Raw genomic sequence first — 13,184 nt, 5'->3', positions numbered from 1 at the left:
GGGTCCGACTAAGCTCGCGCCGCGATGTCATTCCTGCGCTGGATGCCGCCGCTCCTCGCGTTGCCGTTGCTCGCGATCGGCGCCACGGGCTGTCCTGGGAACCCGAGCTCGAACGAGCCCAAACCCGCCGCGAGCCCGGAGGTGTCGGTCTCGCTGCCGGGCGTGGACACCTCCGCGCTGACTCCCCGCGAGCGCCGGGAGTGGGCGGCACAGGTCTCCGAGCTCCTCTCCCCTTGCCCGGACACGCCCGTGAGCATCGCGCAGTGCGTGAAGGAGCAGCGCCCGTGCAAGGCGTGCCTCCCCGCCGCGCAGCTCCTGCTCGATCTGGTCAAGGACGGCCGGTCGAAGAAGGAGCGCGACGAAGCGTTCCACATGCGCTTCGACGCGAACAAGGTGAAGACGCTCGCCACCGACGGCTCGCCGGAGATGGGGCCGCCCGACGCGCCGATCACGATCGTCGAGTGGGCCGACTTCGAGTGCCCGTTCTGCAGGCTGATGTCGCCGCTGCTCGAGGGGCTCGTGAAGCGCTTCGACGGGCAGGTGCGCCTCGTCTTCAAGTTCTACCCGCTCTCGGCGCACGTCCACGGCGAGCCCGCCGCGCGCGCGGCGACCGCCGCGCTCAACCAGGGCAAGTTCTGGGAGATGCACCACCTCCTCTTCGAGAACCAGGACAAGCTGGAGCAGGCCGACCTCGAGCGCTACGCGCAGCGGCTCAAGCTCGATATGGTGAAGTTCCGCGCCGATCTCGTCTCGACCGACACCAAGGCGCGCATCGACAAGGACAAGGTGCAGGCCGACGGCGTCGGGCTCGAGGGGACGCCCCTCGTCTTCATCAACGGCCGCGAGGTCAACCTCCAGCTCCTCTCGAACCCCGGCCAGGATCTCGAGGCGTGGGTCAAGCTCGAGCTGGAGCTCCTCGGCAAGACGCCGCGGCCTGCGCCCCCGACGCCAGGCGACGCGTCGCCTTCCGGCAGCGCGATCCCCGCGGCCAGCGCGACCCCGGCGGCCAGCGCCACCCCCGCCGCCGGGACCAGCGCGCCGGCGGGCGGCGCGGCGCGCCCCGCGATCTCGGCTGCGCCCGCCCAGCCCGTCAAGCCGAGGACGCCGTGAAGGTCGCCGACCCGTGCGGCTGCTTCCCGACGGGCCGGCACTACCCTGGGATCGCGCACCTCCTCAAGGTGCGCGCCGTCGGTGTCGCGTCCGAGATCGACGCGGGCAGCGCCTGGATCGACCAGCCCATCGCCTTCGTCGACGTCGAGACCACGGGGCGCGATCCTGCGGGCGATCGGATCATCGAGCTCGGCATCGTCATCGGCCGCTCCGGGGAGATCCTGACGCGTTACAACTGGCTCATCCACCCGGGGCGGCCCATCCCCGCGGAGAGCACCGCCATCCACGGGATCAAGGACGCTGACGTCGAGGGCAAGCCGTCGTTCGCCGAGGTCGCGGAGGAGATCCTCGGCTGCTTCAAGGGGGCGATCCCCGCGGCGTACAACGCCACCTTCGACCGCTCGTTCCTGCTCGCCGAGCTCGAGCGCGTGGGCATGCGCCCGCACGAGCCGCCGCCCGCCATGCGGCGCGAGGTCGACTGGGTCGATCCGCTCACGTTCGCCCGCGAGCTCTACAAGAACGAGGAGAGCCGCGCCCTCGGCGACATGGCCGCTCGGCTCGGGATCTCGCTCGAGAAGGCGCACCGCGCGACGGACGACGCCGAGGCGGCGCTCCAGGTCCTGTACGCGCTCGCGAAGGATCCGCGTGTGCCTCGCGCCTACGGCGGCCTGATCCAGGAGCAGCGGCGGCTGGTCCGCCTGCAGGACGAAGCGCGGAAGTTCTGGCGGAAGGCTCCTGCCGCGGCGCCGCCCCCGACCTCGAAGCCCAGCTGACGCCATGGGGGACGCGCCGAAGCGACGCCTCCCGGTCGTCGGCAGCGGCGCGGCAGGCGCGGCGCCTCCTCGGGGCGGCGCGGCAGCGCCGGAGAAGCGCAAGCTCCCCGTGCTGCAGAGCGGCGGCGACGACGAGGGTGAGGACCGGCCGCCGTGGCACTGGATCGCGCTCGGGACGGTGGCGATCTTCATCGCGTGGCTGCCGCTCGCGGGCCTCGTCAACACGCTGCTGCGCCGGATGATCGAGCGGGCGGGGGACGCCGGGGCACAGGGCTCGGTGCGGCTCGCGATGGTGGGGCTCAACGTGATCGCGTTCGCGCTCGCCGGGGTCGCCGGCGGCTACCTCGTGGGGCGGTTCGGCGGGCGCGCCGGGCGGCGCGAGGCCGCCGCGAGCGGCGCCGTCGTCGCCGCGCTCGCGTGGGCGCTCGCCCTCGCCGAGGGCGCGCCGGCGGGCGCGCTGGGGTGGGCGCTGCTTCTGGTCGTGGTGGTCACGATCGGCAGCGCGGCGTCGTACGCGGGCGGCAGCGCCGGCCTCCGCTCCCGCGCCGCTTCCGGCCCGCCGCGCTCGCGCTGAGCGCCGCGCCCGCGCGTGGCAGCCGCGCCCGCGGGCGGCAGCCGCGCCGATCAGATCGGATCGAGCTTGCGAATGGGCGCGCTCGCAGCGGGGAGCGCGGCGTACGCGACCGCCGTGCGCGGGTCGCGCGCGTCGGGGGCGACGTCGAGCAGCGGCCTGAGCGCGAACACTCGGTCGCAGAGCCGCGGGTGAGGCACCACGAGATCCGGCTCCACGACGACCTCGCCCTCGATCCAGAGCAGGTCCAGATCGATCGTGCGCGGCCCCCATCGCACCGGATCGGGGCGCGTCCGCCCGAGCGAGCGCTCCACGGCGAGGGTGCGCTCGAGGATCTGGCGCGCGGGCAGCGACGTGGCGACGAGCACCGCGGCGTTCACGTAGTCGCCCTGCGGAGGGCCGCCTGCGGGGGGGGACTCGTAGCGCGACGACTCGAGGACGACGTCGAGATCGGGATCGGCGCCGAGCGCCGCGATGGCGGCGCGGAGGGTCGCCAGGCGATCGCCCAGGCTCGACCCGAGCCCGATGACGACATGCCGGCGGGATCTCATGGCGAGAACCTACCACGCGCCGCGCGCGTCCGGCGGCCCGCGGCGCTCCGCGCGGAGAGCGGGCGCCGCTCCGGAATCGGCGCGAGGAGGGCGCCGTCGCGCGCGAGGAGGGCGCCGGCGCGGCGGTCGCGATCACTCCCCCGGATCGCTGGTGCGGCGTCCTGCACCGATCCGCCGGCCCTCCGGCCGCGGGGGGAAGACGCGCCGATCCTCGGGGTTGCGGCGCGGGATGGGGGAGCGGCGCTCGACGGACGGATCACGCTGCGCCGGCTGCGCGCCGCGCTGCGCCGGCTGCGCGCCGCGCTGGAGCCCCACGAACAGCGCGCGCATCTCCTCGAACGTCTCCGGCATGGCGACGGCCACGGTCGCCGCGTGCGTCCGGCACAGGCTCAGCGAGCGCCCCTGGATGACCACGCGCGCCATCCGCGTCCTCGCGCGAGGATCCCCGGGCGCACCGCCGTCCCGATCGCCCTGCTCGCCGTCGCTGCACACGGCACACCGCTCGAATGACTCGCCCATGGGGGAGCCTTCGCAGAGGCGGGCGCTCCGGGCCAACTTTCCGGAGCGACGTGGCTCACGCGCGCGCGGCCTGGCCGCGCGCCCGCTCCTCGGCCCAGGCGATCACCCTCGCCGCCGGATCCGCGCCGGTGAAGCGCCCGAGCTCCTGGATGCCCGTCGGGCTCGTGACGTTCACCTCGGTCAGGCGCTCGCCGATGACGTCGAGGCCCACGAAGAAGAGGCCGTCGGCGCGGAGGCGAGGCGCGACCGCGCGGACGAGATCGAGCTCGCGCGGCGAGAGCTCCGTCGAGACCACGCGCCCGCCGACGTGGATGTTCGAGCGGTGATCGTCGTCGCGGGGCACCCGGAGGATGGCGCCGAGCAGCTCGCCGTCGAGCAGGAGGACGCGCTTGTCGCCGTGGACGACGGCGGGCAGGTACTCCTGGACCATCGCGAGGCGGTGCCCCTCGTTCGTCATCATGTCCGCGATGGCGCGCGCGTTCTTGTCGCGCTCGTTGATCTGCAGCACGCCGAGGCCGCCCGCGCCGTCGAGCGGCTTGATCACGGCCGTGCCGCCGAGGGCGCGCACGAACGCGTGGATCTGCTCGCGGTCCGCGGTGACCAGCGTCCTCGGCGTCCACTCGGGGAAGTTCAGCGCGTAGAGCTTCTCGTTGGCGTCGCGCAGCCCGCGGGGGTCGTTCACGATGAGCGGGCAGCGCCGCGCGCGCTCCAGGATCAGCGTCGCGTACAGGTAGCTGCGATCGAACGGCGGGTCCTTGCGGATGAAGATGGCGTCCACGTCCGCGAGCCGGAGCCGCTCGGGGCCCCCCGCGAGCGAGATGAACGGGGGCGCGTCGCCGATGAGCACCGGCGAGGCCGAGGCGTGCGCCTCGCCGCCCTCGATCGAGAGGTCGCGCGGCAGGCAGTGGAAGCTCTCGTGGCCGCGCGCCTGCGCCGCTCGGATGAAGGCGAACGACGTGTCCTTGTCGTGCGTCACGCGGCTCAGCGGATCCATGACGAAGACGAAGCGCATGCGGTCTCTCGCGGTAGGGGTTCTTCGGGGTGGGATGATCGAGGGAGGGGACAGAACGGCGCCCGCCAGAGAGCGGGCGCCGGCGCGCTCACTGCATCGCAGCGAGGACGAGCTGCGTGCTGACGTCGTCGCCGAGATCCGAGGCGAGCGCGTAGCCGACGCCGCTGCGCTCGGCGGCGGCGACCGAGTAGCCGTTGATGTTGCCCACGTAGACGGGGCGCTCGCGCACGACGCGCGGCTGCAGGATCGGCTGCGCCTTCTGCACCGGGACCGCGCGCGAGTTGAACATGTAGACCGTCACGCGGTGGTTGCCCCGCACCACGAACTGGAGCAGCGCGGCGCGCCGATCGCGCATCGTGTGCACGCGGGCGCCCATGAAGTTCGCCGGTATCGACTGGAAATGCGGCCTGCGGACAGGGACGCCGACGAACGGATCGAAGCGCGGGAGGTCCTCCGGGTTGGTCGTCTCCGGCGGCAGCGGCTGCGCGTGCTGGGTGACGAGATCGTCGAGCAGGACCTCGACGCTCTCGGTGGACGCCGCGCGATCGACCGCCGCCCTCGCGGCGTCCGCCCTCGCGGCCTCCGCCGACGCGTCCGGCCGCCGCGCCACGCCCACGACGAAGACGACGCCCGCCGCCGCGGCGAGCGCGATCGCGTACCCCCTGTGCACGAGGCGCGGCCTCGCCTCGGCCGCCTGCGCCGCGTCGCGCGCCTGCTCGTGCGCCACCGCCGCGGCGACGCGCGCCCGCAGCGCGTCCGGGCACCCCGACGGCCGCGCCCGCTTCAGGCTCGCCCGCAGCGAGCGCAAGAGCCTCACCTGCTCGAAGCACGGAGGGCACTGGACGAGGTGGGACTCGAGATCGACGGCGTGGTCAGGATCCAGCTCGCAGTCGACGTAGGCGCACAGCGCGTGGTCGAACCGCGAACAGCTCTCGATCGATTTCGCAGCGCTCATGCGGCACCCCGCTTCCGCTTGCGGTACGCGTCCAGGTCGGCGGGCGCGTCCTTCGCCGCGCCTTCGCTGACGATGCCCATCAAGACCGCGTGCTCGCGCAGCGTCTTCTGGAGGAGCTTGCGCCCCCTGTGCAGGCGCGACATCACCGTGCCGATGGGGCAGCCCATCGCCTCGGCGATCTCCTTGTAGGAGAGCTCCTCGATGTCCGACAGCACCACGGCCAGCCGGAACTCCTCGGGCAGCGCGTCGAGGGCGCGCTGCACCTCCGCCTCCACGAGCGGCGTGAGCGCCTGGGTCTCCGGATCGCGCATCGCCCGCATCGTCGTCGCGCCGACCCACGCATCGGTGAGCGGCTCGGCGTCGGGGCCGTCGAAGATGCCTCGCTCGAGGCCCCCGCGACGGTACCGGTTGATGAACGTGTTCGTCAGGATCCGAAGCAGCCAGGCCTTGAGGTTGGTGCCCGGCTCGAACTGATCCCGGGCGCGCATCGCCTTGACGATGGTGTCCTGGACCAGATCCTCCGCCTCCGTCGAGCTCTTCGTCATCCGGCAGCTCACGCCATAGAGCGTGTCCAGATGACCCAGCAGCTCGATCTCGAAGGCGTCGGCGCGGCCACCGTCGGCGCTGGCCAACGACAGGTCCTGCGCTACGGACGCAGGTTTCTTGCTGAAGAAGAACGGCATGGGCTCGACCGGGGGAACAGAGGAGCGCCCAGGGCTATTCCAGCCTGCTCTCGCTCCCTTGACCCTCACCCGCGGGTTCGTCCGCGCCGGAGCCCGCCTGGTGCGGAGCCGCGTCCTCGATGGGTTCACCCGCGCGTCCCTGGAGCTTCGCCTCCAGCTCGTCAATGCGCTGCGACAGGCGCTTGACATCGGACTGGAGATCGCGGACCAGCCCGAGGCCCGGGAGGATGGCCCGGATGCGCTCGTCGACGGCCTGCTGCCACTGATCGAGCGTCTGCTTCGAGCTCTCCACGATCCCGCTCAGGCGCCCCTTCGCGTGGCTCGACCTGTCCGCGTCGAGCGGCGGGGGCGGATGGGACGAGGGCGACGCGGGCGCCGCCTGCTCCGTCCCCGGGGCGGGCGCCGTTCCTGGCGCTACCACGCCGCCTTCGCCAGGGACCGCGCCGGGGATGAGCCGGCCGATCGGGCCCTCGCGCAGCTGCGAGAGCAGCCGCTCGCCCCGCTCCTGGATCAGATCTCTCAGCGTGCCGAGCGGGACCGAGCGCGGCTGCGATTTGAGATCTTCCGAGATGATCAGCGCCAGCGTGACCTCGGTCTTGTCCTCCTTGGTCGCGTTGTCGATGATCTGGACCTCTTCGCCAGCCCGGACCATCTCCCCTATCTGCTGCAGGGTGACGTAACGACTGTCCTTCGTGTCGTAGAGCTTCCGATTGGAGTAGCGCTTAATAACGCGACGCGGTACCTCGCCGCCTCCCAGAGTCTCCTTCGCCGTTTCCATCTCCTCTACGCCTCGAGTCGATTGGACCACCGCAAGAAACCTCGCGCAAGGGAAGATCACTCGATATCACTCAAATCATTCGACAAAAGAGACCGCGTGCAGGGGCCGGCGATCGATCTGCGTGACGTGGCCGCGAGCTATCCCACCGGGAGGCTGGCGCTGGAGGGGATCAGCCTGGATGTGCGCGCGGGCGAGCTCTGCGCCGTCCTGGGGCCGAACGGCGCGGGAAAATCGACGCTGGTCCGGGTCCTCTCGGGGTCCCTGCGGCCGGCGCGGGGCGAGGCGACCCTGCTGGGGAGGCCGCTCGCCGGCATGGACCGGCGGGCGATCGCTCGGTGCGTGGCGGTCGTGCCGCAGGGGATCGCCTCGGCGCCCGGCTTCACGGTGCGCGAGGTCGTCATGATGGGCCGCGCGCCCCACCAGGGCGCGTGGATGCTCGCCGCCGGCCGCGACGAGGAGGCGGTCGCCCGCGCCCTCGACGCCTGCGATCTCGTGGAGCTCGCGGGGAGGCCGGTGGCCGAGCTCTCCGGCGGCGAGCAGAAGCGGGTGGCCATCGCCCGCGCGCTCGCGCAGGAGGCGCAGGTGCTGATCCTCGACGAGCCCGGGGCGCACCTCGACATCCGCCACTCGATCGAGGTCCACGAGGTCGTGCGCAAGGAGGTGGCCGAGCGGCGCCTCGCCTGCGTCGCGGTGCTGCACGATCTCAACGCGGCCGCCCAGTACGCCGACCGCGTGGCGCTCCTCAAGGCCGGGCGGCTGGTCGCCCACGGCACCGTCGAGGAGGTGATGACCTACCGCCGGCTCAAGGACGTGTTCGAGGCAGAGCTCTACGTGGGCGTGAACGAGCTCGACGGCAGCCGGTACTTCCTCCCCGTCCGAGGCAGGTAACCGGCACCGGCAGGTAGACAGACTGCGCGAGCAGGAGCGCTTTTCTCCGCATTCTCGACCGCGCGAGCGGCGCGGTTTATAAGCGGCACCATGCGCGGATCTCCTCCCTGGAGAGCTCTCTTTCGAGGCTTCTTGCCGTGCCTCCTGGCCCTCCTCGCGCTGCTCGGCGCGGCCGGTTGCGCCGAGAGCAGGACGGCGCCCGAGCTCCTGAGCGTCGTCGACGTCGTGCCGCGCGAGGTCGACCTCGGCGACCGCATCGAGATCCTCGGGACCAACCTGCCCACCGCCGAGGCGAAGGAGGCGGTCGTCACGTTCCGCGGCACCCTCCGCCGCCCCGGCCAGGCGCCGCTCACCGGCCAGAGCATCGAGATCGAGGGCGCGCAGGTCAGCAGCACGAAGATCTCGCTGGTCTTCTCCGAGGGCCTGCAGTCCCGCTTCGCCGGCCGCGGCGACGACGCGGTGCACACGACCTTCCACGGCGACGTCGTCGTCGAGATCCCCGCGGCGGCGCAGGGAGCGCTCCCCGTGAACGGCACGGTGAGGGGCGTCACGATGGACTTCCTCCCGCCGACCCCGCGCCGCGCCGTCATCGAGGCGCGCGTGAAGGAGGGGGCGCGCGCGCTCGCGTTCTTCGGCGTCGAGGTCGCGGCCGAGTCGCCGCCCGCCGGCGGGCTCGTCGTGACGGGCGTGCGCGACGGGGGCCCGGCGAGCCAGGCAGGGCTCCAGCCCGGCGACGTCATCACGCGCTTCGAGGGCGTGAAGGTGCTCTCGAAGGCCGACGTGATCCCGAGCGGCCACGAGCGGCGGTCGGCGGTCGGGATCCGCCGGGGCGGCGCGACCCCGTCCGAGATCCAGCTCTCGACCGAGGGGTTCCACGCGAGCGCACCCACCGATCTGCTCGGCGCCGGGATCCTCCTCGGCGTGGCCGCCGCGATCATCCTGCTCTTCATGGCGCCGACCGCGGGGATCATCACCTGGGTCGAGCGCCGCGTCTCGGCGCGCATGCAGTCCCGCATCGGGCCGAACCGCGCCGGGCCGCAGGGCTTCCTCGTGTGGGTCGCCGACGGGATCAAGTCGATCATGAAGGAGGACGTCATCCCGGCCGAGAGCGACAAGGCGCTCTTCCGGCTCGCGCCCTACCTCGTGTTCGTCGGCGTGTCGGCCACGTTCGTCGTCATGCCGTTCGGCCAGTACCTCATCGCGGCCGACCTCGACATCGGGATCCTCTTCGTGATCGCCGTGACGTCGCTGGTCACCATCGGCCTCATGACCGGCGGCTGGGCGTCGAACAACAAGTGGTCGCTCCTCGGCGGGATCCGCTCGGCGGCGCAGATCATCAGCTACGAGATCCCCGGCGCGGTCGCGATCGTGTGCATCGTCATGATGACGGGCTCGCTGCGGCTCCAGGACATCATCGGCGCCCAGGGCGGCGCCGGGCCCTCGCTCCTCGACGTGGGCGGCTGGCCCTGGCACTGGTTCGTCTTCCGCAACCCGATCACGTTCGCGCTGTTCTTCCTGTATTTCACGACGGCGCTCGCGGAGGGCAACCGCGCGCCGTTCGACCTGCCCGAGGCGGAGAGCGAGCTCGTGGCCGGCTACTCGACCGAGTACTCCGGCATGCGGTACCTCTTCTTCTTCTTCGCCGAGTGGGCGAACGTCTTCGTGATGTGCGGCATCGCGAGCGCGCTCTTCCTCGGGGGCTGGCAGATCCCCGGCGTCTCGCCGGCCCAGCAGGAGGCGAGCTTCGGGCTCCAGCTCGTCGGCGTCTTCGTCTTCCTGCTGAAGAGCTGGGCGCTCGTCTTCGTTGTCATCTGGATCCGCTGGACGCTGCCGCGCGTCCGCATCGACCAGATGATGAACCTGTGCTGGAAGTGGTTCGTCCCGCTGTCGTTCGCGGCCTTCCTCCTGACGGCGCTCTGGATGGTGATCGGCGTCAGCAAGACGGTCCAGCTCGTCATCAGCGTCGTCACCTTCGCCGTCTGGGCGTACCTGTTCATCCACTTCATCCGCAGGGTCCAGCACAACCTGCGGGAGGCCAAGGTTGCGCTCCACCTGAATCCGTTCCTCTGAGCGCAACCGCGGTGCCACCTCGGCCTTGCGCTGAGGTATGCTGTCGGCGTGGCGGTCCCCTCGAGCCCGGCCTCCGACTTCTGCTCCGCGTGCGGGTTCCCGCTGCGTGGGCCGCGGTGCGAGGCGTGCGGGGTGGACCGGTCGCCTGTGCTCTCCGCCTCGCGCAAGCCGCCCGCGGACGCGGACTGGGACGGGAGCTCGATCGACGCCTTTCGCACGCGCGACCCGGTGCGCTTCGTCGCGCACTGCGCCTCCGCCGAGGCCGGGGCGAGCCTCCAGGCGACGACGCTGCAGGAGGGCGTGGGGTGGATCGTTCCGCTCGGGGCGATGACGCTCTTCATCTCGCTCGACGCGGCGAACGAGCGGGTGTCGATCGACGTCCCCGTCGTGCGCGTCGCGGAGCGGCACCGGGTTCCGCTGCTCAGGACGGCGCTGGAGCTGTCGAGCGGCCCCGAGCCGTTCCGGCTGTGCATGCGGGAGGATCTGCTGCTGCTCCGCCGCGTCGGCCGCGTCGCCGCCTTCACGCCGGAGGCGCTGCGCCAGGCGCTGCGCGAGAGCGGCGAGGCGGCGCAGCGGCTGGGGGAGACGATGGGCGCGTGGTTCGACGCGCGGCCGCCGTTCTCCGAGGAGCAGCGGGCGAGCCTCACGTGGGCCTCCGCCGGCCGCGCCCGGCCGCTCAAGAGCTTCACGGTCCCGCCCGCGCCTGCCCGCCCGCAGAGCGCGCCGTCGGTGCGGGCCGGCGCGCCGGCGACGCCGGTCTCGGGGGCGCGGACGCCGCTCGAGGAGCTGGCGGCGTGGGCGGCGCCCCCCTTGCCGCGCCTGCCCGAGTCGGTCGCGCGCCCCATCCGCGACGCGGACGCGATCCCCGACATCCTGTCCCCGTCGCTGGCGTCGGCGCCGATGCCGGCGCCGAGCGTCGCGTCGTCGAAGAACGGCGGCGCGCCCGCGCCCAAGGCCGGCATCCTCCCGCCGGCGCACGACGCCGTCGCGGCGTCGAAGGCGAGCGGCGGCGCCGCGATGCCGGGGTCCGAGGGCGGCGCCGCGAAGTCGGCCTCGGGGAGCGCGGCGACGGCGGCGCCGCTGTCGGGTGAGCAGGCGGCGGCCGCGGAGGCGCCGGCGCAGATCAGCGATCGCCGCAGCGCGCGCACCGTGCCCTTTCGTCGCTCGTCCTCCATCATGGCGGCGACGCCGCTGTCGGTGCGCCCGCCCGCGCTGCCGGAGGTGGAGATCGAGCCGCCGTCGCGCCGGAGCATCCCGTCCCGCCCGGAGTCGGCGAACGCGGCGGCCGACCGGTTCTGCCAGCTGCTCCGGGACGCGCAGGTGCTCGGCGCGGCGCTCAGCTTCCAGGAGCGGCCGGGCGTCATGGTGCTCCTCATCCGGTGCACGGTCTTCCGCGCGATCTACGAGCACGGCGAGGCGATGCCCGACGCGGTGGCGCACCTCTACCGCTGCACGGCGGCCGCGACCCGCGAGCTCATCCAGGCCGAGGGCGGCGCGCGCCGCGGGAACACCGCCGGCGTCGCGGAGCCGGCGCTCCTCGCGATGGAGCGGCTCGTGGCGATGCGCGGCCAGGTGCCCGAGGAGAAGCCGCTGCACATCGATCCGCTCACCACGGCGGCGCTCGCGCGCGAGCACCTCGGCCGCTACCTGCGCGAGATCGAGCGCGCGCCGGCCGACCCGATGCTCCGCCACTTCCTCGCGATCGGGGCCCTGTCCGAGCTCCTCGTGCGCACGAAGCTGCCCGCCAAGACCGAGCAGCGGCTGCGCGACATCGTCGCCTACGCGCAGCGGGACGGCGCCAAACCCGGCACGATCGAGCTCCTGATGACGGCGCTCTCGAGGATCGTCGCGCAATGACGTCGCAGCTGGCGGCGCACGGCGACGGCGATCTCGCGCTGCTCCACGAGCGCGTCGCCCGCGCTCGCCGCTCGGTGGTGGCGATCCGCGCCGGCGCGCTCGTGACGACCGGCTGGGTGGCGCTCGGCAACGGCGTCGTGGTGGCGAGCCGGCGCGGGCTCGGCTACCCGACGGAGGTCGCGCTGACGTTCGAGGACGGGCGGGGCATGGCGGGTCGGGTGATCGCCGCGGACGTGGGCCGCGACGTGGCGCTCGTCGCGCCGGCCGATCCGCCCGGCGTCGCGGCGCTCGCCGCGCGCGCGGCGGCCGAGCCGCGGCTCGGCGAGCGCGCCGCGGTGCTGAGCTGCCTCCCGGGGCAGAGCCTGCGCCTCGCGGTCGCGCGGGTCTGCCACGTGGCGCGCAAGGTCGACGGGCAGCTCCCGGCGTTCGAGCTCGACGTGGCGGCGCCCCTCGGCGCGCCGGTGCTCGATCCCGAGGGGCGGGTGATCGGCGTGGTCGCGGCGCCGTCCGGCGCGGCCGGGGAGCTCGCGGGTCACTGCGTGGTGGTCCCGGCGGGCGCGTTCCAGCCGCTGCTCGTCCTCGGGGATCGTCCGCTCGCGGAGCTCAGGGACCGGGCGCCGGTGTACCGCTGCCCGGCGTGCGAGGAGCCGTTCGACGTCGAGTGCGACCGGTGCCTGGGCTGCGGGCGCCTGCTGCCGCACGCGTACCCGCCGTGCCCGGCGCGCGCGGGCGTCGAGCGGGTGATCCGGCAGGGCCTGTCGGCGCTCGGGCTCATCGCCAACCGGGTGCGTGTCGGTCCGAGGGCGTGGCGCATCGCGCAGCGGCCGTACCCCACGGCGGAGGCGGCGACGCAGGTGGACATCGAGATCGACGAGGCGGGGCGCCTGCTGACGCTGCGCGCGCCGGTCGTGGGGCTGCCTGCGGCGAACCACGAGCCGTTCTACCGGTTCCTGCTCACGATGAACGACCAGACGACGGGGGAGTTCCGCGTGTCGCTCACGGGCGACGAGGTGTCGGCGTCGTGCGTGGCGTCGCTGGAGGGCTGCGCGGACCACGACGTGGCGCTGCTCATCGATGGGCTCGTGCAGATGGCCGACGAGTACCGGAGGACGCTGGCGGAGACGTTCGACGCGGCGCCCAGGTTCGAGTCGGCGGCGGGGCGCTGAGGGGGCGCAGGTCGAAAGCTTCCGACGCGCTCCGGAGGTCTCCGATGCGCTCCGGAGGCTTCCGGCGCGGAGGCGGGATGTGGAATTTGCCGGGGAATTCGTCCCCCGGCGCGCGTCGGACGGCGCCGTGGGCGCGGCGGACGCCGCCAAGTAGGCGAAATTTCGTGCTCCAGAGCGCGTCGGAAGCTTTCAGAGCGCGCCGGAAGCTTTCGGAGCGCGTCGGAAGGTCTCACCGGCGCGCCGGAGGCGCT

At 73.2% G+C, this 13,184-nt stretch carries 13 protein-coding genes; 7 read left to right on the top strand and 6 right to left on the bottom strand.

Translation table 11 applies throughout. The features are described 5' to 3' along the window. Positions 1-24 precede the first annotated feature (24 nt). From WMF22_RS41465 to WMF22_RS41455, 3 genes are read left to right on the top strand one after another with little or no spacing between them, the layout of a single operon-like run. A complete protein-coding gene (locus WMF22_RS41465; RefSeq protein ID WP_438033327.1) occupies positions 25-1,110 on the top strand; it encodes a DsbA family protein in 1,086 nt (361 codons plus the stop codon). After that, complete coding sequence (locus WMF22_RS41460) at positions 1,107-1,883, top strand: 3'-5' exonuclease (RefSeq protein ID WP_437295438.1); 777 nt, start codon at positions 1,107-1,109, stop codon at positions 1,881-1,883. Before WMF22_RS41465 ends, WMF22_RS41460 begins: the two co-directional genes overlap by 4 nt. 4 nt (positions 1,884-1,887) lie before the next feature. Further along, positions 1,888-2,457, top strand: a complete 570-nt coding sequence (locus tag WMF22_RS41455) for a hypothetical protein (protein ID WP_437295437.1) — start codon at positions 1,888-1,890, stop codon at positions 2,455-2,457. A 50-nt stretch (positions 2,458-2,507) separates the two neighbouring features. On the opposite strand, the gene folK is transcribed toward WMF22_RS41455, so the two are convergent. The 6 genes from folK to WMF22_RS41425 all read right to left on the bottom strand — a co-directional run bounded on the left by folK (position 2,508) and on the right by WMF22_RS41425 (position 6,952). Next, entirely contained in the window at positions 2,508-3,005 is a 498-nt protein-coding gene (gene folK, locus WMF22_RS41450; RefSeq protein ID WP_438033326.1) for a 2-amino-4-hydroxy-6-hydroxymethyldihydropteridine diphosphokinase, read from the bottom strand. Between the two features lie 132 nt (positions 3,006-3,137). After that, entirely contained in the window at positions 3,138-3,524 is a 387-nt protein-coding gene (locus WMF22_RS41445) for a hypothetical protein (RefSeq protein WP_438033325.1), read from the bottom strand. Between the two features lie 55 nt (positions 3,525-3,579). Further along, positions 3,580-4,536 (bottom strand): glutathione synthase, encoded by a 957-nt coding sequence (gshB, locus tag WMF22_RS41440; protein WP_437295434.1) that lies wholly within the window; start codon positions 4,534-4,536, stop codon positions 3,580-3,582. Between the two features lie 88 nt (positions 4,537-4,624). Beyond that, positions 4,625-5,491: an anti-sigma factor family protein gene (locus WMF22_RS41435; protein WP_437295433.1), complete on the bottom strand. Its 867-nt coding sequence runs from the start codon at positions 5,489-5,491 to the stop codon at positions 4,625-4,627. Next, positions 5,488-6,174, bottom strand: a complete 687-nt coding sequence (locus tag WMF22_RS41430; protein WP_437295432.1) for a sigma-70 family RNA polymerase sigma factor — start codon at positions 6,172-6,174, stop codon at positions 5,488-5,490. Before WMF22_RS41430 ends, WMF22_RS41435 begins: the two co-directional genes overlap by 4 nt. A 34-nt stretch (positions 6,175-6,208) precedes the next feature. Continuing rightward, entirely contained in the window at positions 6,209-6,952 is a 744-nt protein-coding gene (locus tag WMF22_RS41425) for a polyhydroxyalkanoate synthesis regulator DNA-binding domain-containing protein (protein WP_437295431.1), read from the bottom strand. A gap of 96 nt (positions 6,953-7,048) precedes the next feature. Between WMF22_RS41425 and WMF22_RS41420 the strand changes: the two genes are divergently transcribed. The 4 genes from WMF22_RS41420 to WMF22_RS41405 all read left to right on the top strand — a co-directional run bounded on the left by WMF22_RS41420 (position 7,049) and on the right by WMF22_RS41405 (position 12,933). Beyond that, positions 7,049-7,840 (top strand): ABC transporter ATP-binding protein, encoded by a 792-nt coding sequence (locus tag WMF22_RS41420; RefSeq protein WP_437295430.1) that lies wholly within the window; start codon positions 7,049-7,051, stop codon positions 7,838-7,840. Between the two features lie 132 nt (positions 7,841-7,972). After that, entirely contained in the window at positions 7,973-9,910 is a 1,938-nt protein-coding gene (gene nuoH, locus WMF22_RS41415) for an NADH-quinone oxidoreductase subunit NuoH (RefSeq protein WP_438033324.1), read from the top strand. 132 nt (positions 9,911-10,042) lie between these two features. After that, positions 10,043-11,767: a hypothetical protein gene (locus WMF22_RS41410; protein WP_438033323.1), complete on the top strand. Its 1,725-nt coding sequence runs from the start codon at positions 10,043-10,045 to the stop codon at positions 11,765-11,767. Beyond that, positions 11,764-12,933 carry a trypsin-like peptidase domain-containing protein gene (locus WMF22_RS41405; protein ID WP_437295427.1) on the top strand — a complete coding sequence of 390 codons (1,170 nt, stop codon included), beginning with the start codon at positions 11,764-11,766 and terminating at the stop codon, positions 12,931-12,933. The genes WMF22_RS41410 and WMF22_RS41405 overlap by 4 nt, the downstream gene beginning before the upstream one ends. Positions 12,934-13,184 lie beyond the last annotated feature (251 nt).

The organism is Sorangium sp. So ce204, assembly GCF_051526795.1.
GTDB lineage: Bacteria > Myxococcota_A > Polyangia > Polyangiales > Polyangiaceae > Sorangium > Sorangium cellulosum_B.
Note: the sequence above shows the minus strand (reverse complement) of the source record. Positions and strands in the feature narration are given on the sequence as shown.